This window comes from Chryseobacterium viscerum, from assembly GCF_002899945.2.
In the GTDB taxonomy this organism is placed as follows: Bacteria; Bacteroidota; Bacteroidia; order Flavobacteriales; family Weeksellaceae; genus Chryseobacterium; species Chryseobacterium viscerum.
Genome location: NZ_PPEG02000004.1, coordinates 51,377 through 76,283, shown reverse-complemented (window position 1 = coordinate 76,283; position 24,907 = coordinate 51,377). Strand labels below are relative to the sequence as shown.

General features: G+C 36.0%; 12 protein-coding genes. 4 read left to right on the top strand and 8 right to left on the bottom strand.

Annotated elements, in window-relative coordinates; translation table 11 throughout:
• Positions 1-67 precede the first annotated feature (67 nt).
• The 8 genes from C1634_RS09690 to C1634_RS09655 form a co-directional block, all read right to left on the bottom strand.
• Complete coding sequence (locus tag C1634_RS09690; RefSeq protein ID WP_109738333.1) at positions 68-6,907, bottom strand: RHS repeat-associated core domain-containing protein; 6,840 nt, start codon at positions 6,905-6,907, stop codon at positions 68-70.
• Between the two features lie 95 nt (positions 6,908-7,002).
• Positions 7,003-7,488, bottom strand: a complete 486-nt coding sequence (locus C1634_RS09685) for a hypothetical protein (protein WP_103231896.1) — start codon at positions 7,486-7,488, stop codon at positions 7,003-7,005.
• A gap of 4 nt (positions 7,489-7,492) precedes the next feature.
• Positions 7,493-8,479, bottom strand: a complete 987-nt coding sequence (locus C1634_RS26295) for a hypothetical protein (protein ID WP_228410049.1) — start codon at positions 8,477-8,479, stop codon at positions 7,493-7,495.
• A 519-nt stretch (positions 8,480-8,998) separates the two neighbouring features.
• Positions 8,999-9,631, bottom strand: a complete 633-nt coding sequence (locus C1634_RS09675) for an HdeD family acid-resistance protein (RefSeq protein ID WP_103231897.1) — start codon at positions 9,629-9,631, stop codon at positions 8,999-9,001.
• Between the two features lie 236 nt (positions 9,632-9,867).
• Entirely contained in the window at positions 9,868-10,974 is a 1,107-nt protein-coding gene (locus C1634_RS09670; RefSeq protein WP_109738447.1) for an agmatine deiminase family protein, read from the bottom strand.
• A 4-nt stretch (positions 10,975-10,978) separates the two neighbouring features.
• A complete protein-coding gene (locus C1634_RS09665) occupies positions 10,979-11,590 on the bottom strand; it encodes a hypothetical protein (RefSeq protein WP_103231898.1) in 612 nt (203 codons plus the stop codon).
• 338 nt (positions 11,591-11,928) lie between these two features.
• Positions 11,929-13,347, bottom strand: coding sequence for an amino acid permease (locus C1634_RS09660; RefSeq protein WP_109738332.1), 1,419 nt, complete (start codon positions 13,345-13,347; stop codon positions 11,929-11,931).
• 242 nt (positions 13,348-13,589) lie between these two features.
• Positions 13,590-13,886 (bottom strand): helix-turn-helix domain-containing protein, encoded by a 297-nt coding sequence (locus C1634_RS09655; RefSeq protein ID WP_228410048.1) that lies wholly within the window; start codon positions 13,884-13,886, stop codon positions 13,590-13,592.
• Positions 13,887-14,067: 181 nt separating this feature from the next.
• On the opposite strand from C1634_RS09655, the gene ccoN reads away from it, so the two are divergent.
• The 4 genes from ccoN (at position 14,068) to tamL (ending at position 24,906) form a co-directional block, all read left to right on the top strand.
• Positions 14,068-16,347: a cytochrome-c oxidase, cbb3-type subunit I gene (gene ccoN / locus C1634_RS09650; RefSeq protein WP_103231903.1), complete on the top strand. Its 2,280-nt coding sequence runs from the start codon at positions 14,068-14,070 to the stop codon at positions 16,345-16,347.
• Between the two features lie 19 nt (positions 16,348-16,366).
• Complete coding sequence (locus C1634_RS09645; RefSeq protein ID WP_109738331.1) at positions 16,367-17,254, top strand: cbb3-type cytochrome c oxidase N-terminal domain-containing protein; 888 nt, start codon at positions 16,367-16,369, stop codon at positions 17,252-17,254.
• Between the two features lie 294 nt (positions 17,255-17,548).
• A complete protein-coding gene (locus tag C1634_RS09640; protein ID WP_109738330.1) occupies positions 17,549-22,579 on the top strand; it encodes a translocation/assembly module TamB domain-containing protein in 5,031 nt (1,676 codons plus the stop codon).
• On the top strand, positions 22,579-24,906 hold the full coding sequence (gene tamL, locus C1634_RS09635) for a translocation and assembly module lipoprotein TamL (RefSeq protein ID WP_109738329.1): 2,328 nt from the start codon (positions 22,579-22,581) through the stop codon (positions 24,904-24,906). The genes C1634_RS09640 and tamL overlap by 1 nt, the downstream gene beginning before the upstream one ends.
• Position 24,907 lies beyond the last annotated feature (1 nt).

Sequence of the window (24,907 nt, the reverse complement as noted above, 5' to 3'; positions counted from 1 at the left end):
TTTGAAAAAAAGCTTCAAAATGAACATACCTACATAAGTTAGCAAATATACTACTGCTGTTATTTTTTTAAAAACTACCACCGCCTAAATATTTATTTGTTTTATTATCAAAGAATTTATATATATTTATCCCGGAACCACCATGAACAGGCAAACTCACTCGGATTGAGACCGCACTCACTCCTTTACCTGCCGAGTTTCCATGTAATTTATCATAGTTATTCTTTACATTTCCTAACATCTCCAGATATTTTGACAAGTCATCACCTGTCAAATAAATATGAGTTCCTATAAATGTTTTAACAGAAAAAAGCTTTATAAGTTTTGAAAAATCTCCTTTAAAAATGTCTACAACATAATCTTTTAGCCCGGCAAAATCTGTTGGTGCAGCACCAATAATCGCCCCTGTCTGTTTTATATATTCAGCATATTTTCCTAATTCTTCTTGTTGTGATTTAACATATTCATTAAATTCAACTTGTGTCATTTTTTTCACAGTAGTCTTAGAATTAGGACCATCCCCAGGACCATATAAAGTATGTCCTACATGATTTAATCCTGCAACGACTCCTCCAATCACTGCACCTTGCCAGAAGTTACCTCCGGTGAGTTCAGCTCCAACACCACCAGAAAACGCACCAAAAATTACAGTCCCTACAGCACTTTTAGCAACTGCTCCAAAAGCAGAAGCACCTAAACTACCAAAAAAGCCTGATGCTGCAGAGCTCAAAAACGCATCTCCTTGTACCGAACTCAATATACCTTGTGCAATAGCATGAGTTCCTGCTTGTACCATAGCAAGTCCTACATTTCCAATAGACTCTTTAAGAACCTGTGATACGGCGGTTATACATCCTCCCGCTCCGGTAAATAAACTCCCTATCCCAAAAGTAACAGCTCCCGAAACAGCTCCTGTAAAGGTTGCCTTAAAGGCTCCTAATAAGTTCCACTGGTCAAAGTTCCCTGTTACTGCAAGACTTAATGTATAAGCAGCTAATCCTACAGCAGCACCGATAATTACAGCTTTTACAAGAGCAGCTACCGTAATTGCAGCTAATGTAAAGATTTCTTCTCCAGTCGGATCATTAAACATGAGAGGATTATTCAATACATATCCATACTTATTGTAATTCTGTGTATTGGTTGGATCCTGAATATTTTCATCTGCATTTAAGAACCTTCGTAGTAATGGATCATATAATCTTCCATTCATATGAATAATTCCTACTTCTGCAAAATGCTCATGGCTGGTATACCCTCTTTCTAGTAATAGTGCAGTGCTATTAATACTATTTTTATCTGTAATAATTTGCCCGCTGCCTATCTGAAGATGAGTAAAGTTACCCCATGCATCAAAATGCCTTTGCTCCAGTTTATTTCCTGCTTCATCACTAATAGCTAAGATACTGCCTAAATAGTCCTTGTGCAAGAATTTATATGAACCACCAGATTCTTCATAGTTCTTTATGTAAACAATATTACTTTCATATGGAGAGCCTCCTATATAAAGAATATGTTTTTCTTTACCGGATGTATTGTCTTTTATGATTTCAAAACTTCCATCTTCACTATAAAACTTAGTAAATTTCCCTTCTTTGTCTGCATCGAAATTTCCACCATAGGTAACTCTTTGCCTCATGCTTGTCAATCCATACTGGAAAGCAACATCACCTTTTTCACCGTCAATAAAGACAGGATCATTATTTTCATTATAGGTAATGCTTTGAATAAGATCATTGTTATAGTTTTGAGTTCCGGCAGCATTTAGGGTCATTCCCGTAGCCTGATAAATCTTAGAAGAGTTTTCATATTTTATAGTTCCTACCTGATCATTTTCTATTATTCTTCCTTTAGCATCATAAACGTTTCTATTTGGAGGAGTAATACCCGTCACAGGATCTGTCCAACTTACAAGTCTGTTATTGTCATCATAATTGAACGATTCTAAAATATTGAAATCACCTGAAGTTCTTCTGCTTTTCAACTCATTTTTAATTCCATCAAAGCTATATCCGAGATCCAAAATTCCGGATTTGACTTGTGATGAATGATTAACACTCATTAAAAATCCGTTACCATCATAGGCATTAGTAATATTAGCAGCTCCAAGTTTAGAGCTAAGAACCTGTCCTCTTGCGTTAATATCTTTTATTTCCCATAATACCTTACCAGAATTCTTATCTTTTATCTGAGATAATGCTCCATTCCAATCATTATAAACATTTTCGATATTTACCTTTGTAAATACGCCTGATGAATAAAGGCTTTTTTCATAAGTAATAACTTTTCCTTTGTCATCATAGGTAATCCCTTTCTGAATAAAATATTTACCGTTACTACTTTCTGAAGATGATAATACTCTTCCCTGCTGGTCAAAAGAAATGTTTGAGCTATAAGATTTTCCTTTGGAGGTTCCATTTTTGGCGATTACTCTTCCTTTATTATCGTAAGTATAAGTAATTATTTTATCAGTAGCCTGACCGTTATCTACAGTAGAAATTTCTTTCTGGCCAATCAGTTGTCCTAAATTATTGTAAGTAAACTCCTTTATTCCTTTAGGGCTGGTTGTTTTCTTAGGTTGCCCCAATCCATTATATTCATATTTGTATAATCCGTTGGATGGATCATTAAATTCTGATTTACGACCCCAGCTGTCATATTTAGTAGTAACAATATTCTCTGCATATTGCGCTTTCACCTGTTCACCTGCAGCATTATATGAAAAAGCTATGTTTCCACCTTTATCTGAAGTAGAAACTACATTTCCTAATACATCAACTGTTTTAGTTGTAGTTCTTCCATATCCATTTACTTCAGTTACAGAAGTAATGTTACCCGACACAGAAGATTCCATTTTTTTTCCGGTGAAAGAAGTAATAAGCCCCTGAGGATTAACTTTTGCTAATCCAATAGTTATTACCTTAGCCGGAAAAACAGTATCATCATAAGTGTTAACATTCCATTGAATATCACTTGGCAGTTCTTCAGAAGCCTGATCAAAATAAGGTTCACTATCGCGGATTTTTCTTCCTAATACATCATATATTGAATAGACTGCAACATATTTACTCTGTCCAAAACTCTTGGTTACTTTTTTATATTCCTGCCCTAATCTATTGGTATATTTTTTTGAAATATTTCCATCGGCATCATACTGAATCAAAGTGATATTAGAATTAGTATCTCTTATGTACTGATACGTTGTACTACCTCCTAAATTGGTTTTCGATTTTAAAAGTTTCCCCCACTTATCATAAACATTCTCAAGAGTATTCCCTAATGGATCTGTTTGTATTGTGATTTGTCCCCAATCATTATAATCAATATTAGTTTCAAGTCCAAGATTATCAGTTTTCTTTACTACAAATCTTCCTTTTGGATCATATATAGCACCTGTGGTCTGGGTTAAAGCATCTATGCTATTACTGGTTACTGTTTTTATCACATTACCAAATCCGTCGTAATCATAAGTATCTAATGCATAACCAGTATTATCTCTGTTCCATGTTTTCGCCGTTTTAGGTAAGTTTCCATCATAGGAATATTCAACTTTTGCAGACTTCATATCTCCATATGCCTGTACTGTATTAGTCTGTGACTTTAAACGACCAATAAAATAATCAGAACCTGAAGCTGATAGATTATGATTATAATCAAAGGAGGACGTTGTTATAGCATAATTGTTATTGACATTAGATATTGTTTGTGAAAGAAGATAATAATCTCCGTATATAATACTATCTGTTGTAAGTGTATTTGTTAAAAAGTCTTTTGTAATTGTAGATTTTGGTACCAGAGCAGTTACAATCTTTGATTTTTCTACCCCCGCAGTATTGGTAATTACCTGCCCATTTAAAAGCTCATCTTTCTGATAACTTGTAGATTTAAAATTTAAAAGTTCATTGTTGTTTTCAGAAATATTTACTGGGAATATCTTATTCTCATCATTAGTTTTTATAGACCATTCTTTAAGGGTTACCCCTTCATTTAATGGATCTATTTCCGCTCCTGACCATATTTTTGTATTTTCAAAACCATCTGCATACCATGTAGAACGAGCAGCTTGCCTGTACCCAATAACACCCTTACCATGAAGATTAACAATCAGATCCCTATATTTGAAATCCTGTTTTCTTCCTTCTTCTTTAAGCTGAGTAACAATAAAGCTTTGAGGCATATGCTCTACCTGAACATATGGATAGGTCTGAATCGTGGTTGGTTTGTAAAACTTAGGTGTATTGTTATCATTAGCATCTATTTCATTATATGTAATTTCAGTTTTTATTCCTCCCTGATTAATTGCATATATTCTCTCTCTGTTTTTTATATCATAGTAAGTATAACGAAATAAATGATTTTCGACTTTTACAAAAAAGACATTCTCTTCTTTATTGATGCGAAGTGACACATTCATTGGAATCCAATGAGCGCCAATCTGGGAAACCATACTCCATGGATCTTCCTCATATTTTGTTTCAAATTTAATATTACCATTAATATCAGCTCCTGCTGATTCGATCACCTTGAATCCTCTTCTTGAATCTAAATCACCACAACATTTATGAGCTTTAAAAACCTGAGATTCAAAACGAACCAGATCACTTTTCCCATCACCATTCAAGTCTTTAGCAAAATGCCAGATAGCTACTGTTCTTTTATAAGTATTGTCAACAAGTGTAGGCTCTTTAGTGTAATATGAAAAATTATCAAAATTCTGAATGGTAAATGAAAGGTCATTGTTTCCTGGAGCAGGTGTTTTACCAGAATTCACATATAATTTCCAATTAGACGTTTCCGTACCTTGTGGAACCATAAAATCCATTTTCCCATCTCCATTGAAGTCTCCAAAAACCATCCCAGCCTTTTCTCCGTGGTAAAGTACAGAATTTGATTTCATTACGTATTTCCCAGCTTCATTAAGCACGAAAGAGTTACTACTAACCCAATCTTTCAAGACTTCAACAAGATTCTCTTTCCCATCTCCGTCAAAGTCCATCGCTACCCCTTCTTTCAAAAGATCTCTTGGGCCAGAGCCAACCCAATAAGCATCATTTTGTGATGTGTTCGGATTCACAATATAGTAATCAAAGCTACTATATGACTCTACAGGTCTATGTATGGGTACAGTAGGTCCACCTACCATTACTTCAGGATCATCATTCGGGCCATTATAAGGATAAATAGTAGTAATACTTTCTACCGAAAATAATACCTCTGAAAGACCATCTCCGTTTGCGTCTATATCTCTGAATTCTCTTATATAAGATCTTATAGTGTAATAATCAGCAGTAGGATTGTCTCTAGGTTCATCATATTTTTTATCATATAAGGATGATGGTACTGTTTTAGATTGATTAAGAACATACTGTGCATTTTCCAGTACATACTTATCAAACTTTATCTGATTTGATTCTGTTTTATGGGTGTATAGAGATTTTACAGGTCTCATTTTATCATTAACCAGTGTTGCGTTGATCGCTAAAGCACCTGTTAAATTTATATCAGAAACCCTTACTTTCTTTGCCCCAAAGAAATTGTTGTAAGTAATATAAGTTCCGGCTACAGTAGGCTGTATATAATCGCCTTCTCTTTCACAACGTCCATAATCATCATATTGTAAGCATTCATAATAGCCATCTGCTGAAGACTGATAAGTTAAAAGGTCTAAATATCCATCTCCATCAAAGTCTGCAATATTTTTACTATCTAAGTTTAGATTATTAGAAATTTCAGAACTTTTAATTGTAGAATTATCAGGTTTTCTATCAAATTTTATAGGATTTGCAGATTCTCCATTTGCATTAATTTCTGTAATAGTATCTACAAACTGATAACTCGTATTATTATTAGTGTATTCTATTTTATAGCTTTTAAATGCACTTGAATTAGATTTAACAACAATTTCATTAAGAAGTTTGTCCTGATTATAATAATACCCTTGATGATAAGAGATTTCTTTTACCGTTCTCTCAACATTATAGTTAAACTGAATTTCATTAAAGTGAGGCTTATTCAATTTTTCATTTCCTCCCCATTTAATTAATTTAATTTTACTTACATCTCCGGGAGTAACAGTTTGTGACGTTATATAGCTATTTTTCTCATACTCATAGGTAATATAATTCCCTTGAGCATCCATCCACTTTACAATATTGTATTCCATGGAAGTTCTGCCCGCATTTGCATGTCCAGGATCATCATACACCGTATCTCCATACCATGCCTGAGATCCATCTTCAAATGTAACATGAAATAGCATTGGTCCCTGAATTCCATTTCTGGAACCTAAAGATTTAATTTTAAGATTTGAATATTTTTCGGTTACATATTCTGCTCCATTTTTACCATACTCACCAGATTTTAAAATCAATCTTTGTCCATTAAAGCTATAATAATCGGAATAATCCATCATTATTTCCTTCGCTTCCTTGTCTTTGTCTATGTTTCGTCCCATTCTAGAAATGGAAGTAATCCCTGTTAAGTTCCACCCGTATCCAGCTATCCCATTACCGGCACCACTGGTATAAACCAGATTTACCTGAGGAGCAACTGTCTTTATTCCAGGAGGCAAGGCAATAGGTAAAGTAAACTGTAATTGTCCACCCCCATTTACCTCCATTTTTCCTTTTGTATCGTGAAAACTTTGTTTATCCGGAGCTGTTGTTCCACTTGGATTGTTCGCTCCGGCATTTGAGTTAGCAGGCCCTCCTCCAGGATTTTCCGTGGTGGGGCCAATTTTTGCTACAAAGGAATTTGAAACCCCTGCTTTAGCATGGAATCCCTGAGCCATTACCACCGTCTGTGGATCCTGAACCGTCCGGGATACCGTTTCTGTCTGATACAGTATGGTCTGTGAAAAAACCAACACTGAACAAAACGACAGCATCAATGATGAAAAAAATTTCATTTTAGTGTTTATAATGATGTTTAATAAATTAGAAATAATATCCTGAGTAAAGAATAATGATCCGATACTCTTATCTTTAAGAATTTCCTCTAAGTCTATCTTTTGGTAACGTTTCTACCAAAGACTCTTCCATCTTTTAGAGTGAAACGGAGAATATAAACTCCCCAATCATATCCGGTCATATTGATTTTGACCTGACGATTCAGTTCTGGAATATTCTGTTGCTGGAATTTCCAATGTACAGTACTATGTTGATAGAGAGAAACAGATTCTATAAGCCCATCTACTTCTTCAGTCCAGTCAATTGTCAGATAATCATTTACCGGAACTGGATAGAGTCTTATTTGTTTCCAGAATGCTGTTTCATCCATAACAGAAGTTTGTTGTGTAACTACAGCTATTTTTGCCTGTTCCTGTAATTTAGCTTCTTTTGGAGCTATCTCTTCTGCTTTTTTACCAGCAGCATTAGTTCCTCTGTATCTTTGGTTTCCAGCTTCATCATATTTGAAGTAAACTTCTGTTTGTGAAAAGCCAAAAAAGCCTATTAAAAGAGAAAATAATGAAAGTAATTTTCTTTTCATTTTTTTACTTTTTTGTATTTAAAAGTACTTGAACCTGTCTTTTCAGTTCTTGAATTTCTTCTGATTGAGATTTTAAAATTTTATTTTCGTTCTGAAGTTGTTTAAGCTGTCTGTTTTGTTCAATTGAATAAAGAGTAAGCTCTTCTATTTTTTGCAATAGCTTAATCTGAAATTCACCAACATTTACACCTTCTTTTTCCATCATCTTGGCCGAAGCAATTTCAGGAAGGTGCTTTTTCTCTTTAATATGTTTCGCTACTTCTTCCAGCTTTGGAAGGTCATAGTTTTCTTCAAATACGAAATCAGCTGTAGGAGTTAAGGTTACTTTCAGTTCTTTAGCCTCTAGTTTACCTTGTAATAAAGCATTTCCCGCACTAGAAATTCTCATGATTTCCGGCATCGAAACTTGTGAATCTATCGCTGTTTGCTGAGAGGTTGAAGCCAATAATCTGAAACCTCCATCATCAAGCGTAATTGCTGTTTTTACAAAGCTGGTATCTCCACTGCTAGAAAGCCACCCTGCATTTGTACCACTGGCTTTGACTCCATAACTCATATAAGAAGAACCAGTGCTTCGAAGCGATCCCCAGTTACATATTGAGCCAGTAGCATATGGTATAGAAAATGCATTTACTCCCGTTACAGAGTCACCTGCTCCTGCCATAATAGTTCCTGCAACATGAAGTTTACTTAAAGGTCCTACTGTTCCTATTCCAACATTTCCGTTATCATTAATAAGAAGTTTGGCATCATTATGATCTCCTTTAGAAACCACCCAATAGGTTCCATACAAATCTCCAAAAAACCACCCATTTCCTCCATTTTGGTATTGGGTTTGAATTCCTCGGATAAATCCTCCATCATTAACACTCCTTTTTAAATACAGAAGAGGAGAATAGTTTTGTATGGTAACTTCAGAAAATGTCTGTGCCTGCTGTGAAAAGGCAAATGATGAAGCCAATAAGACCATCGAAAATAATTTTGTTTTCATAATATTTTTTTTCAGTTAAATTTTCTATATCGAGTTTATATACTAATATTTTGTTTTTATTATTTATTTTTAGATCATTGATAAAAATGTTATCTCATATTCACGATAGTACAATCTGAGATTATCAGACATATTTTTAGTGTTTCATTAATTTAATGAAATTGTTTCCTTTGATACATTTTATTGCAATAACCTTTTAGATATTAAAGGTTCTACGTTGGAAAAGTGAAAGTTATCTTTTATACATTTGTGATACTATTGAAATCAACCTTCCATTCATAGTTTGAGTTTTTTCAGGTGCAAATTTAACACTTATTAACATGTATTAAAACCTATATTAATGATGTTTAATATGAGTTTTATCACCTATAAATGCAAAGATATTGGTACAAAACGGCAGATCTTGTCGCAAAAGATTCCAATGGATATAAGTAACCAGAAATAGTAATTGGAGTATTAAAATATCATACAAAAAAAAAGACCCTTCTCAAGGTCTTTTATATCAGAAAATACGGTTTATTATTTTTTCAGATCATCAATCTCCTCCTGTATAGATTTGATTCTGTCTCTTAATTCCTGACTTACTTTTCCAGGGATTTTTTTGATTTTTCTTAAATCCAGCGCGAGCATAATGGAAGCAATTCCCATGAAAATAAAAGAAACTCCTGTGAGGGTCACTAATGAAATTCCTGTAAACACGGGATTAAATATCAGCAATAGAGAAAAGATAATTCCTCCAACGCTGGCAAGAGCTACATTTCCCCAGCTCATTATTTTCATACTTTTCAGGTCGAAAGCAAAACCCAGCAATTGAAAGGAGCGAAACAGTAAAGTAAATCCAATTACAAATGGAAGTACGGTCATCGAAATCTGAGGATTCGCAATAAGATAAACCCCAATTGCGGTAGTCAATAATCCACTGACTAAAAACCAGCCCCAGCCCTGTAGGGATTTGCTATTTTGTAAGGAAAAGAATATTTCCGTAATTCCGGAGAATAGGAATGAAACACTGAAAAAAATTGAAAGGGTTACATACGTTGCAAGCGGCACACTGAATACATAAAACCCACAGATCAGAAAAATGATTCCAAAAATTAATGGAATGTACCAATGCTTTACCGTGTTAGTAAGCGTTTGAAACAAATTTGCCATAGGTGTGTTTTTTTAATTTTGCCTACTCTTGATAGCGGTTTTCGGCATACCCGCAGGAGATTTCAAACAGATGATAATTTTTCACCTTAACTTGAAATATAACCTCTTACTAAGATACAAAAAAACAAAGAAAAGAGCCAGATTCTGAGAGTTGTTTTCACAAAAAAGCATCAGATGAAGCCAATCTAATCAATTGAGTTCACCTGATGCACAAAAAATTACTTAATTCTATGAATTTATTTTGCTAGGTTTCCGGCAGGCTGTTGCTGCGTAACGCAATGCACCATTCCTCCGTTTTCATATAGATTTCTTACATCTATTCCTATCACTTTTCTATCCGGATACTGCTCCTGAATAATCTTATTAGCAACTATATCATTAGGATCTCCATAATTAGGAACAAGTACTACGGTATTAGCTACGTAATAATTAACATAAGAGCCTTTTTCTTCCAGTTGTTTTCCGTACGCTGTTTTCACTTTGTTTTTGGTAGCAGGTACATATACTTTTTTATATTCTTTTCCATCTACATTGGTTGCGGTATAAAGTGTATTGACATCCTTCTCTGAAATCCCAAGTTCAAGAAGATCATCTTCATTCATGGTAATCATTTTATTATGATTAATAAATTTCATAAAACCATCAATGTGCATATCGGTAACGTCCAATCCAGTCACCCCATCCAGCCAAATCACTTTGGATGCTCCGTAGTACGTTTCAAACATTTCTTCAGCTTCTTCCTGAGTAATATCTTTGTTTCTGGTAGCTCCTTTTTTCTGGCTGATTACTGAACTTTTACAAGCCATCAACACACCATTGCCATCCGTTTCCACAGAACCTCCTTCGTTGACCATTTCTTCATTCAGATCGATTACTTTTATTCCAAGATCACTGCCCAGCTTCTGTGGAATTGCATCACAGTTTTCAAAATCAAATTTCTCACCCCAGCCGTTAAAACCCCAATCTTCAATGACAACATTTCCTTTATTATCTTTTACGAAAATAGGTCCGTTATCTCTGATCCATACATCATCGGTAGGATAAACTTTGAAATCAACATTCTTCATTGGAACTTTATTTTCCTCCAGAAGACGGATAATTCTATTTTTTTCCTCTGTATTATAAGCAATAATGTGAACTTTTTCCCCTGACTGAAGGGCTTTTGTCATATCTACCCAGGTTTGCTCTACCCTTTTACGGTACGTCATCCCATGTTGATAGTGATGTGGCCATTGCAGCCAAGTTCCTTCATGCCGCGAAGATTCTTCGGGAAAATGATAATTTGTTTGTGCCATACTTAATATAAAACTCAATACAAAAGTGAGTGTGAATAATTTTTTCATATCATTAAAATTTCTTTCCAATAAATACACCGAAATTGACATCGGTTTCAAAGCTACTTCCTGTCTGGGAAATATTACTTCCTATTCCCAACTGCATTTTTTTCTTATTTTCTATTCCTAAACGGATAACCTGACTGCTGGACTGATGTTCTTTAAAGCTGAAATCGGATTCTACGATCAACATGCTGTAAAGATTAAGTTTTTCATTGATTTTCGGAGTATATTCCAATAAAGTATAAAGCCCAAGTCCGAATTCTTTTGCATCTGTAGAATAGGTAAATGCAGGAAATACATTGATGGCGAAAACATCATTTTCTTTTCCATACGCCAATCCTACAGACGGCATGATGTCTTTCTCTGAAATATGAACGCCTGCAGAAACACCCAGGTTCTTTATAATTCCATAATTAAGATTCTGATAAAGCTCAGGACTTACTTTCCCTGAATCATAGTTGTAGCTAATAGTTCCTGAAGCAAAATAATTCCACTTGCCACTGAAATCTTTATTATATATTCCCAGAAGTTCAGTCTCTTTATTTCCACCATAAGCCTGAATAGAAATTTGTGACTTGACACAAAAAGGGAGTAATAAGATGAGGAGAAGTATATTTTTCATTCTATTTGTTTTTTTGAAGTTTCATCATCATTATGATGATTTGATGATGCAAAATTACGTTTCTCAAAAAAACAAATCTTGTCCTAAATTGACATTCTATTCATGCAAAGGAAAATAAATACAGATGATAGTATCTTCCGTTTCCAACTGTAAGTATTCTTCAATTCTATCGGATTACTCCTATAGAAGTTGTTATTCAACAAGCCAAAACGATAGAAAAAAAATGATATATTTTCACGATATATCTTACTACCAATTTACAGAAAATAAAAACAAAAAAGGTGAAAATCATTTAATTTTCACCTTTCCAAAACATCTCTAAATTTGTTTTTATATTGTTATTTCGGTTTGTACAGTTTGTACATTACGAATAAGAAGCCTATCCATACGGGAATCAGAATCACCTGAATTTCCATTCCTGTAATACTCATCAATCCTAAAATCAGCACCAAAAAAGCAATACAGATGTAATTGGATACAGGATAAAATATAGATGGGAATTTTGAATGAATTCCCGATGCATTGATTGATTTTTTAAACTTCAAATGGGTGTAGCATATCATCAGCCAGTTGATGATCAAGGTAGATACTACTAAAGCCATTAAGTATTCAAAAGCTTTTTCTGGTACCAGCTTATTGATGATAATACAGATCCCGGCAAAGCAGGAAGAAATAATGATTGCATTGGTAGGAACAGAGTTTTTATTCAGTTTTTTCAGGAATTTTGGAGCATTCCCCTGTTGAGCCAATCCGAAAAGCATTCTGCTATTACTGTAAACACTACTGTTATACACTGATAAAGCCGCCGTTAAAACAATCAGGTTAAGAACATTCGCAATTAATGTATTGAACTGAATCACTTTTCCAAAAAGACTGAATTCAAGACCATTCAGGTTTTGGAAAACCATTACAAACGGGCTTGATCCTTCTGTAATATCTCTCCAAGGGCTTAATGCAAACAAGATAACCAAAGCACCTACGTAGAAAATAAGGATTCTATAGATCACCTGATTAGTAGCCTGTGGAATAGTTTTTTCCGGATTTTTTGCTTCTGCAGCTGTAATCCCAATCAATTCTAATCCACCGAAAGAGAACATGATCATTGCCATCGCTGAAAATAATCCCGAATATCCGTTTTCTGTTTTATTAAATAATCCTTTGGGGAAGAATCCACCATCATTCCATAAATTGGTAATTGTCGCTTTTTCTCCTCCTGTACCACTTATTAACAGATATATCCCGAAAATAATCATTGCGATAATAGCCACTACTTTGATGATGGAAAACCAGAATTCTGTTTCTCCGTATACCTTCACAGAAGCCAAGTTAAGTGCATTGATCACTATAAAGAAGAATAAACTGGAAACCCAAAGCGGAATATCAGGCCACCAAAAATGAATATAATGGCCTATTGCAGTAAGTTCTGCCATACTTACCAGGATATAGAGAATCCAGTAGTTCCACCCGGAAGCAAACCCTGGAAAATTTCCCCAATATTTGTAAGCAAAGTGACTAAAACTTCCCGATACAGGTTCCTGAACAACCATCTCACCAAGCTGACGCATAATAAAAAAGGCGATAATTCCAGCTAAAGCATAGCCTAAAATTACTGATGGTCCAGCCAATACTGCAGCCGGTCCGATTCCCAGGAATAATCCGGTTCCGATGGCACCTCCAAGGGCAATTAATTGAATGTGTCGATTTGTTAATCCTCTAACTAAAGTCTCGTTTTGTCCTGTTTTATTTTCGTTGCTCATTGAATGAATTATTCGGTCGCTAAATATATAAAAACTTTTGAGAGAAATTCACATTCCATGGGGTAAATTGACAATTCGGGCTCCCCCTAACAGAAGAGGCCTCTTTTCTTTTATATCCTTATTGATAAAGCTTACGAGTTGTTGTCTCTTTTTTAGTACAAAAAAGATGATCTCCATCAATAGCTGAAGGAGATCATTATTTTATGATGACTTATATTGAATGTAAAGCGTACAACTAAAGTTTACAAAAACTCTTTCGGAATCTCAATATTATTATTTTTCATATACTCCAAAAGGCTCTGATACTTATCTTCATTTCCGTCTGTTCCACATTTGTGCGAAATGCTGCAGATATCGGATGGCTTAATGTCTAAAATATTGGATATTTTAGTCAGTATCTCCAGGTTGATCTTCACCTTGGAATTCTCAATATCGGAATAGGCCTTCTGGGAAATCCCCATTTCAAAAGCCATATATTCCTGCGTAAGATCTCTGCCCCTACGTATTTTCCTGATATTTTGTCCACATACTTTCATCATTTTTGTTTTAGTAGTTTTCGGTATATTTTAGAAGATTATCTATTAGCCTCTAACAAAGGTAATAAATACCTTTGGCAAAACATTATACACGTTACATGATATTTATTTTCAACATAGAAAAGGCTTAAAAACAACCCTTTTTTCAGAGAAAATATCACTTCGGTAAACACTATTGGAATTTATGGAGACGCAAAAATTTAATTATGACAATAATATTGTCAGAGCATTCCTCTATGCGACTATCACATTCGGACTTGTAGGATTTCTGCTGGGGCTTACAGCTGCACTGATGCTTTTTTATCCTGAATTACCTGAATTTTTATTCGGTACAGATGATACAACTATTAAAAGCTTAGCTTCGGGTAATATTCAGGGGCTGATCAATACTCAGGGAGCGATGGGCTTCGGAAGAATCAGAATGCTCCATACAAGTGCTGTAATTTTTGCTTTCGTGTGTAACTCCTTTTTCTGCGGTGCTTACTACAGTATGCAAAGACTTCTTAAAACCAGAATGTACAGTGACACATTATCATGGATTCATTTCTGGTCATGGCAGTTTATGATCGTCAGCGTAGTGATTACTTTCCTTATGGGAATCAATACTTCAAAAGAATATGCTGAACATGAATGGCCGATTGACATCTTAATTGCATTCTCATGGATCATTTTCGGAATCAATATGTTTGGAACTATCGCCAAAAGAAGAGTAAGACATTTGTATGTAGCTATCTGGTTCTATCTGGCAACCTGGATTGCTGTAGCAATGCTTCACATCTTCAATAACCTTGAAGTTCCTTTATCTTTCACAAGTTGGAAATCTTATTCTGTATATGCAGGTGTAAAAGATGCATTAGTACAATGGTGGTATGGACATAATGCGGTAGCATTCGTATTAACCACTCCTGTATTAGGTCTGATGTATTACTTTATGCCAAAAGCAGCACAGCGACCGGTATTCTCATACAAACTATCCATTATTCACTTCTGGTCGCTGATCTTTGTATACCTCTGGGCCGGCCCTCACCACCTGCAATATACAGCATTACCGGCATGGGCTCAGGCAGTAGGAACAGGGTTCTCCATTATGCTTATTGCCCCATCATGGGGAGGAATGCTGAATGGTCTTCTTACCTTAAGAGGGGCCTGGGATAAAGTAAGAGAAAATCCTATTCTAAAATTCTTTGTAGTCGCTATTACCTGCTATGGTATGGCCACTTTCGAAGGACCTTTATTAGCAACAAAATCATTAAATAAAATTGGTCACTACACCGACTGGGTGATTGGTCACGTACACTTAGGAGCTCTTGGATGGAATGGTTTCATGGCATTCGGAGTGGTATATTACCTAGTTCCGATCATGTGGAGAACACCCCTTTGGTCTAAAAAATTAGCCAACTGGCACTTTTGGCTGGGAACATTAGGAATTATCTTCTATGCTGTACCCATGTATATCGCAGGATTCACACAGGGATTGATGTGGAAACAGTTTAACCCTGACGGAACCTTATTATGGAAAAACTGGCTAGACACCGTTACAGCAATCATTCCTTACTTTAAAATGAGATTCTTAGGAGGTATATTTTATCTTTTAGGGGCGATTTTAATGGTGATCAACGTTATCAAAACTGTTAAAGCCGGATCATTCCAGAAAGAAGTTCCAGCGGAGGCTCCTGCATTAGCCAATATCGGAACTTCAAGAAAAGAAGGCGAAGGGGTGCACTTATGGTTGGAAAGAACGCCTACTCTACTATCTATATTAGCTTTCATCACAATAGCAATCGGTGGATTGGTGGAAATTGTTCCGACGCTCTCACTGAAGCAAAGTGTTCCAACGATTACAGCCGTAAAACCCTATACTCCACTGGAGCTTGAAGGTAGAGATTTATATATCCGTGAAGGATGTAACGCCTGCCACTCTCAGATGATCAGACCTTTCCGTGATGAAGTAATGAGATTTGAAGGAAAAAACGGACAATATTCCAAAGCGGGAGAATTTGTATATGACAGACCCTTCTTATGGGGATCTAAAAGAACAGGGCCAGATCTTCACAGAGAAGGAGGCAGAAACCCAGATTCATGGCACTTCAAACATATGTACAACCCAAGGATTACTTCTGCAGGTTCTATCATGCCGCGTTTCCCATGGCTGATCACCAATAAGCTGGACAGAAACGAGATGGTAGATAAAATGAAACTGATGAAAAATGTCTTCGATGTACCCTATACCAAAGCTCAGATAGATTCTGCCAACCAATGGGCAGATAACCAATCCAAGGCTATTGTACAAAGAATCTATTCTGAAGCTATTGATATAAAAGATCAGATGGTCAAAGAAAAAACGGCAAAAGGATCTGCCTATGTACCCCTTGAACAGAGAGAAATCGTAGCAATGATTGCTTACCTGCAGAGATTAGGTACAGATATTAAAACAACACAGGTACAAACAGCAAGCGTAGAGTAACATTTAAAATTGTATTGCAATGAAAACGAGAACCCCAATTTCAATATATATCGCAACAACGATAGGTTTAACGATCATGGCCTTTGAAATGTTCGCCGGAGATTCAGGATATTTCTCTTCCCCTTTTTTCTGGGCACTGATATTAATTGCCACTATTCTTCTGCTGATCATGAACTCGATTGGAGATCTGGTGGAAAATGAAAGCTTCAGCCGATTATCAGAAGAAGAGAAAAAACAATATCTGGCAGAAAAAAAGGTTCCTTATTATCAGAAATTATGGAATTCTGCCTTCAAAAAGCAATCTGTGACCGAAGAAAAGGACATCCTTATCGACCATGGTTTTGACGGAATTACAGAGCTTGACAATTCTCTTCCAAAATGGTGGATAGGTCTATTCTGGTTTGGATGTATTTTCTGTGCAGTGTATCTACTAGCCTTCTCTTTTACAGACTACGCCCATCCGGAAGTAGAATATACGAAAGAAGCAAAAACCATGTTAGCTTCCATCGAGGAGTATGAAAAAACCGCACCTCAGATCAATCTGGAATCCGCAAAATACAGTGCCGATAATATTGCAGAAGGACAGGAGCTTTTCAAAACGAATTGCGTTACCTGCCATGGAGACGGTGGAAAAGGAGGTATAGGTCCCAACCTTACCGACACCCACTGGATCAACATGAAAGAAAAAAGCTTATTTAAAAATGTTTTCTGGATGCTTGAAAACGGCTCTCCCAACAATCCTACCATGAGACCTTTCATCAAGGAAGGAACTATTACAGGAAGAGATGCAGAAAAAATTGCCGCTTATATTTATCATATCAACCAGGAAACGGCTCCAATTACAACTGCTCAAGGGGGTGCTGCCCCACAGGGAGAAGAAGTAAAATGGGAGAACGGAAACAACTAAAAAAATTATTATCTATCATATAAACCATGCCACGCCCCCTTTACAACTACACTAACTTTTGAATTTTCATTTTTGCTAACTAACCTTTTCAACATCAAAAAATGATAAAAAGGGGGCGTTTTTTACAATAACAATTCTTGCCTTGGCCTGTCTTACTCAACTATTCACTTGACAACTACAAACTAGAAATTCCATAAAAAGACAGCCAAGGCAGGATTTTTGCATTCGTAAAGGGTACCACAACAAAGTCAAAATAATTTAGTATTATTATCTTTGTTAGAAACCACACCGAATTTGAAACTGAAAATCAACACCACAAAACTCTTAAGGCGTATTGTTATAACCTTTATTTCAATATTGGTTCTTCTTACCCTGTTGATACTAAGCTTAAGACTTCCAGCCGTTCAGAACTTTATTAAGGACAAGCTCATTGTTTATCTTGAGAAAAAAATCAAAACCAAGGTAAGCCTTGAAAAAGTCTACATAGGATTTCCCAACAGTCTTGTGATGGAAAACCTATATCTGAAAGGACAAGACGTAGATACTCTTCTTGCAGTCAAAAAACTGGATGTAGGGCTGCATATGCTAAAGCTTATCAATTCTACGGCAGATATTACTTCGGTGAGTATGGAAGGAGCCCGCGCCAATGTTGTACGGAAGCAGGATGGTAAATTCAATTTTGATTATATCATCGATGCTTTTGCTACCACTGATAAGGAAGAAAGCTCTTCTAAGCCATTTATTATTTCTCTGGATAAAATTAATTTAAAAGATATTGGCGTTACCTTCAATGACCAGCAGTCAAAGAATGATATTAAACTCTATTTTAAATCGTTTGATACCAGGGTAAAAACTTTTGATCTTACCAAAAATAATTACGCGGTCAATGATATTAATCTTGACGGATTAAAACTAAAGCTAAAGCAGGGTCTTATAGAAGAAGTGGCAAATAAGGTTGAGAAAAAAGTAGACTCTCTCAACAAAAAGACACCGATGAACATTGGTTTGAGAGGCATTAAGCTTACTCATTTCGATATTGATTACGATGATGAAAATACCAAAACATTTGCAAAAGTTATATTCAAAGAGCTGAGCACAAAGGTCAATAAGCTTGATCTTGAAAACAACGCTTACAACGTAGCCAATGTATTTCTTTCCGGAGCTGATATTAATGCCAATCTTTATCTTCCGGCTCAGAATGCCAATCCGAAAACGACAAAAGAGCCAGAAGTTTCCAAAGCTTCGGATCAGGATAAGGCGATGAAACTTCTCTTAGGAAAGCTTGTTTTGAATGATGTAAAAGTAAATTATAACAATACCGCTATTGCTCCAACCAAACAGGGAATGGATTTCAACCACCTTAATTTTTCAAAAATGAATGTTGAGGTGAGAAGTTTCAAAATGGAGAATAATACTTTTGCAGGAACCGTAAATTCTGCAGAAATTCACGAGGCAAGAGGGTTGGATATTCAGAAATTCAATACGGATTTTGTATATGCAGAAAAGGAAGCTTATCTCAAAGATCTTTATCTGCAAACTCCTAAAACAATATTGCGTGATGAGGTTATTTTAAACTACAATTCTATTGATCAGCTAACCTCAAATCTTGGTGCTGTAAAGATTTCAGCCAATATAAAAGATTCAAAAATAGGATTCTCTGATATTCTAAATATTGTTCCTACTTTAAAAAATACAGTACCATTCAACAAATATCCGAATGCTGTTTTAAATGTCAACGCCAATGTAAAAGGAAGTGTAAATGACCTTTTAATCAAAGACCTTAAAGTTTCAGGGCTGGACGAGTTGAGGGTAATGGCATCCGGAAAAATCAAAAATGCAATGAACCCTGATCAGTTGTATTATGATCTGAGAATTGGAGAATTTTCTTCCAATGCCAAAACGATTTTTAATCTTGTCCCGAAAAATACGATACCTTCCAATATTTCACTTCCTTCTCATTTCAGCATCAAAGGAAATGCAAAGGGAACGACCAAAGTGGTAAATGCAGACCTTAATCTCTACTCCACTCTCGGAAATGCCGCTGTAATCGCTCAAGTAGATATGCGTAGAAAAAATCATGAGCTATATGATGTAAAAGCTAATCTTCAGGGAATACAGGTAGGAAAAATTATTCAGAATAAAGATATTGGTCCTATCACCGCACAGATTGCAGCAAAAGGTGAAAGTTTTGATTTTAAAAATGCCAATGCAGACTTAAAAGGACATGTTGCTTCTGCGGTCTACAAAGGGTATCGCTATCAAAACATGAATCTTACCGGAAAGATCAACAAAGGTGCTTATCATGTAATTTTAGACTCAAAAGACCCGAATGCCAGTTTACAATTGACGGCTTCAGGAGTTTATGATGAAAAAAATCCTACCGTAAAAATAAATGGAGAAGTCATCAAGCTGGATGTCAACAAGCTTGGCTTCTACGAAAAACCAATGATCATTGCCGGAAAAATTGATGGTGATTTCACCAGTTTAGATCCGAATAACCTGAACGGGTATTTAAACCTTAAAGATTTTGCTTTCTCCGATACCAAAGAAGTGTATCCGGTACAGGAAGTCAATCTGAAAGCATCCTCTACCAATGATTCTACACAAATTATTTTCAATTCTCAAGTGGCAGATGTGGAATTGAAAGGTAAATATAAACTTACCCAAATCTTTGGGGCTTTAACGAAAACCATAAATCAGTATTATCAGTTCCAGAAGCCGGATAAAAGCCAAAAAATTGATCCGGGGCAGCATTTTACCTTTACTACAAAAATTAAAAATGATGACCTGATCAGAAAATTTGTTCCGGATCTGAAAGATTTTGAAACCATAAATCTGGTAGGAAATTATGATGCAGATTCTCAGAAAATTGAAATTGACGGTCAGATTCCGCGATTGTTATATGGGGAGAATACCATTGAAAAAGGAGCTTTAAAAGTTACCAATGAAAACCAGGCATTGCAGTACAGTCTGAATGTTGCTGCTTTAAAAAGCTCAAGTTTTTCTTTAAACAAAATAAACATTGATGGAGATGTAGCAGACAATACGATCCGATACAATGTTACTACAAAAGACGAGAAAGATGCTACTCAATTCCTGATTGCAGGAAATGCAAAATCGCTGAACGACATTACAGAAATATCTTTAAATCCGAACGGATTGAAGCTCAATTATACGGATTGGAATGTTGCGGAAAACAACAAAATTCAGATCAGTAATAAAGGAATTCTGGCAGATAATTTTATTCTATCTAATGGAAATAGTGAAATCGCGATTCAGTCGGAAAGCAATAATCCAAGCAGTCCTTTGAACATTTCGTTGAAAAATTTTAAAATTGAAACCATTACGGAGCTTATTAAAAAAGATACTGTTCTGGCAAGAGGAACCATTAATGGGACAGCACAGCTTCGGGATGTCACCAAAAAAATGACATTCAATTCTGATCTGAATATTTCAGACTTAATTGTATATGGAAGTCCTGTTGGAAATCTTGCCGTAAAAGTGAACAATGCTTCACCGAATGTTTTAAATGCTGACATTGCTCTTTCCGGAAATAACAATGATGTAAAAATTCTTGGAGATTACAATACCTCTTCAAGCACTTTTGATCTGAATATGGCGATCAATCAGCTTCAGATGAAGAGCATCCAAGGGTTCTCTATGAATGCGATTACCAATACGGAAGGGTATCTCTCAGGAAATCTGAAAATCACCGGAACTGCTGACAAACCCAATATTTTAGGAAAAGTAAAATTCAATAATGCAGGTCTTGAAATCGCAAAAACAGGAAGTGATTTCAGAAATCTGAGTGATGAAATAGACTTTACGAGCCGAGGGATTGAGTTTGATAAATTCAAGATCAAAGATAAAGACGGCAATGCTCTTGTTGTGGACGGGCAGGTTCTTACCCAGACCTACAGAGATTTTGCCTTCAATCTGAATGTGAATGCAAAAGATTTCAAAGTTGTCAATTCAGAAAAGTCTAATGATGCGATCATGTATGGTGTTCTGGCGATTGATGCCGGGCTTCATATCCGTGGAAACCTGGATCTTCCAAAAGTAGACGGAAAACTGAATGTAGCAGACAACACGGACTTTACATTTGTTCTTCCTCAATCTTCCCCGTCTTTACAGGAAAGGGATGGTATTGTAGAGTTTGTAGATCAGGATCAGGTGGTTTTAAATAAAACGATCAAAACAGATTCTCTCGACTCCAAAAGCCGTATCAAAGGGATGGATGTGAGTGTCAACATTGAAGTCAGCAAAGAAGCCAAACTCTCTATTATTATTGATAAAGTAAATGGTGATTTTGTAAAACTACAGGGAGAAGCAGAATTGACAGGCGGAATTGATCCTTCCGGAAAAATGACATTAGTAGGAGTTTATGAGGTGGAAAAAGGAAGTTATGATCTTTCTGTAAGTCTGCTTAAACGTAAATTTGATATTCAGAAAGGCAGCACGATCACCTGGACAGGTGAGCCTACTATGGCTCAAATGGATATTACGGCGGTCTACAAAACGGAAGCTGCTCCTATTGATCTTGTTGAACAACAGGTAAGTGGTGAAGGAAACGCTTCACTCATGAATCAGTTTAAACAAAGAATTCCTTTCAATGCATTATTGAAAATGAAGGGAGAATTATTAAAGCCCCTGCTTACCTTTGATATTACTACTGATGAAAAAAATAACTCTGTATCAACAAATGTAAAAGACATTGTTGATCAGAAACTTGCTCAGTTGAGAACTCAGGAATCTGAAATGAATAAACAGGTTTTTGCTTTATTGCTTCTAAACCGATTCATCGGGGAAAATCCATTTGAAAGCGGAGCCGGAATGTCTGCCGAAACAATGGCCAGACAGAGTGTGAGTAAGATTCTTTCTCAACAGCTAAACAATCTAGCATCCGGTCTGATCAAAGGGGTAGACCTGAATTTCGGTCTTGATTCTACGGAAGATTATTCCAGCGGACAAAAAAATACAAGAACCGATCTGAATGTAGATATCAGTAAAAAACTACTGAATGACCGACTGAAAGTAACCGTGGGAAGTAACTTCGGGCTGGAAGGTCAGGCACGCCAGAACGAAAACATGACCAATATTGCGGGTAACGTTTCTGTAGATTACAGCCTTTCTAAAGACGGAAGATATATGCTGCGTGCTTATCGTAAGGACGAGTATCAGGTGGCTCTTCAAGGGCAGATTATAGAAACCGGAGTCGGATTCATTATTACATTAGACTATGACAAATTCCGCGAGATCTTCCAGAAATCTAAAGACAAGAAGCCAAAAAAGAATCAAAATAACCAAGTGGTAGAATTTAAATAATGAGTAAAAAGTTCCATATATATTGTAAGTATCTGTTGGTTTCCGGAATGGCATCAACTGTGATTTCATGCAGCAATACAAGGTTTTTGAAAGAAGGTCAGATGCTCTACACAGGAGCAAAAGTAAAGATTGAAAACGATACGATTTCAAAGAAAGAAAAAAATGAACTTCAGGCTGCACTGGAAGCGAACCTTACCCCAAAACCCAATTCTACATTTTTGGGAATGCGTCCCAAGCTGTATTTTTATAATATTGCCAAAGAGCCTAAAAAGGATAAGGGGTTTAACTACTGGCTTAAATATAAAATAGGTGAAAAGCCTGTCTTATTAGGTGATGTAGATCGTGAGTTCAATAAAGATATCATTGTCAATTATTCTGAAAACAAAGGATATTTCAATGCTAAAGCTTCTTATGATACGGTTTCAAAGAACAAAAAAGCTCAGGTTATTTATACGGTAAGACCGGGTTCCAGATATTTGATTGACGGGGTAAAGTTTCAGAAAGATTCTACTCTTGTTAATCAGGAGATTCAGAATTTAACGAAAAAAACATTTCTTAAAAACGGAAATCCATTTGATTTGGACGTCATCAAAGCGGAAAGGGAAAGAATTGATAACCGGTTAAAAGAAAGAGGTTTTTATTATTTCCATCCTGATAACATTATTGTACAGGCAGACAGTACTGTAAGCAAAAATCATAAGGTTGAGCTTAACGTAAAATTAAAAGATAATACACCTGATTTAGCGACTCAGCAATTCAGCATTAATAATGTTATTGTATTCCCTAATTACAACATTCAGGATGTAAAAGAAGGGAAATACAGCATTCCTATGAATAAAGATTCTCTTTCCAAATATGCTTTTGATGATATTTACGTCATTGATCCTCAGCACAAATTCAAACCGAAGATTTTTGACAGAGCCTTGTATTTCAAAAAAGGAGATCTTTACAACCGTTCCAATCATAATCTTACGCTGAACAGATTAATCAGTCTTGGCGTTTTCAAATTTGTAAAGAATGAATTTGTGGTTTCAGATTCACTGAGTCATAAGTTTGATGCTTATTATTTATTAACGCCAAGACAAATCCAATCGCTTCGTCTGGAAGCCTTGGGAAGAACAAATTCCGCCAACTACGCGGGTAGTGAGCTGAATCTGAACTGGACCCACCGAAATTTCTTCAGGGGTGCAGAACAATTCAAAGCAGCTATCTTCGGGGCTTTCGATTTCCAGATGGGAGGTTCTCAGGATGCCAATAATATCTTCCGTGCGGGAGCCAATGTACAGCTTTCCATTCCAAGAATTGTAGCGCCATTCCGTTTTCATTCTTCCAGTGAATTTGTTCCAAGAACGAATATCACATTGGGATATGAATTCCAAAACAGAACAAAATATTATACCCTAAATAACTTCACCGGTTCGTTTGGATACCTGTGGAAAGAAAATGCCCGAAAAGAGCATGAACTGAAGGTCATTGATATTACACTGGTCTCCCCTGCAAATGTTACTGATGAATACATGAAAATATCTGCCACTAATCCTGCAATGCGAAGAATTGTAGATAGGCAGTTAATTTTCGGACCTACCTACTCTTTCACGTACACCAATAGCATGCTGCCGAGAACCAATACCGTTTATTACAAAGGTACGCTTGATCTGGCAGGAAATATTACAGGGCTGGCTACAGGAGCTGATGTAAAGAAAGATAAGGAAAAGAAAATATTTGGAATTCCTTTCAGCCAATATGTGAAAATTGAAAATGATTTCAGATTCTATCATAAGTTCACTGAAAAATCTTCACTAGCTACGAGATTCATTGGAGGTATTGCCTATCCATACGGAAACTCAGAATTTATTCCTTTCTCCAAACAGTTTTTCTCAGGAGGTAGCAACAGTATCAGAGCATTCCGAGCGAGAACATTAGGACCGGGTAGCTTTGATCCAAGAACTCTAGAGCCAGGTACTTATTTTGACCAGTCCGGAGATATCAAACTGGAATTAAATGCGGAGTACCGCGCCAATCTTTATAAATTTTTAAATGCTGCCGTTTTTGTAGATGCCGGAAATATCTGGCTGCTTCATGACGACGATAAGAGGCCTGGGGCTAAATTTTCAAAAGATTTTTTAAACGAAATTGCGGTGGGTGCCGGAGTGGGTCTGAGACTTGATTTTTCTATCCTGATTCTAAGACTAGACCTTGCTATGCCACTGAGAGTTCCTTACTATCAGAAAGGAGACAGATGGGCCTTCGATAAAATTAATTTCGGAGACTCAAGCTGGAGAAAAGATAATCTTGTTTTAAATATTGCCATCGGATATCCATTTTAAT

Excerpts from the sequence above, each read along its gene's own strand:
- C1634_RS09675 (WP_103231897.1), bottom strand. The coding sequence starts at position 9,631 with ATGGCAAATTTGTTTCAAACGCTTACTAACACGGTAAAGCATTGGTAC.
- C1634_RS09660 (WP_109738332.1), bottom strand. The coding sequence starts at position 13,347 with ATGAGCAACGAAAATAAAACAGGACAAAACGAGACTTTAGTTAGAGGA.
- tamL (WP_109738329.1), top strand. The coding sequence starts at position 22,579 with ATGAGTAAAAAGTTCCATATATATTGTAAGTATCTGTTGGTTTCCGGA.
- C1634_RS26295 (WP_228410049.1), bottom strand. The coding sequence starts at position 8,479 with ATGAAAACAAAATTATTTTCGATGGTCTTATTGGCTTCATCATTTGCC.
- C1634_RS09645 (WP_109738331.1), top strand. The coding sequence starts at position 16,367 with ATGAAAACGAGAACCCCAATTTCAATATATATCGCAACAACGATAGGT.
- C1634_RS09655 (WP_228410048.1), bottom strand. The coding sequence starts at position 13,886 with ATGATGAAAGTATGTGGACAAAATATCAGGAAAATACGTAGGGGCAGA.
- ccoN (WP_103231903.1), top strand. The coding sequence starts at position 14,068 with ATGGAGACGCAAAAATTTAATTATGACAATAATATTGTCAGAGCATTC.
- C1634_RS09690 (WP_109738333.1), bottom strand. The coding sequence starts at position 6,907 with ATGAAATTTTTTTCATCATTGATGCTGTCGTTTTGTTCAGTGTTGGTT.
- C1634_RS09665 (WP_103231898.1), bottom strand. The coding sequence starts at position 11,590 with ATGAAAAATATACTTCTCCTCATCTTATTACTCCCTTTTTGTGTCAAG.
- C1634_RS09685 (WP_103231896.1), bottom strand. The coding sequence starts at position 7,488 with ATGAAAAGAAAATTACTTTCATTATTTTCTCTTTTAATAGGCTTTTTT.
- C1634_RS09670 (WP_109738447.1), bottom strand. The coding sequence starts at position 10,974 with ATGAAAAAATTATTCACACTCACTTTTGTATTGAGTTTTATATTAAGT.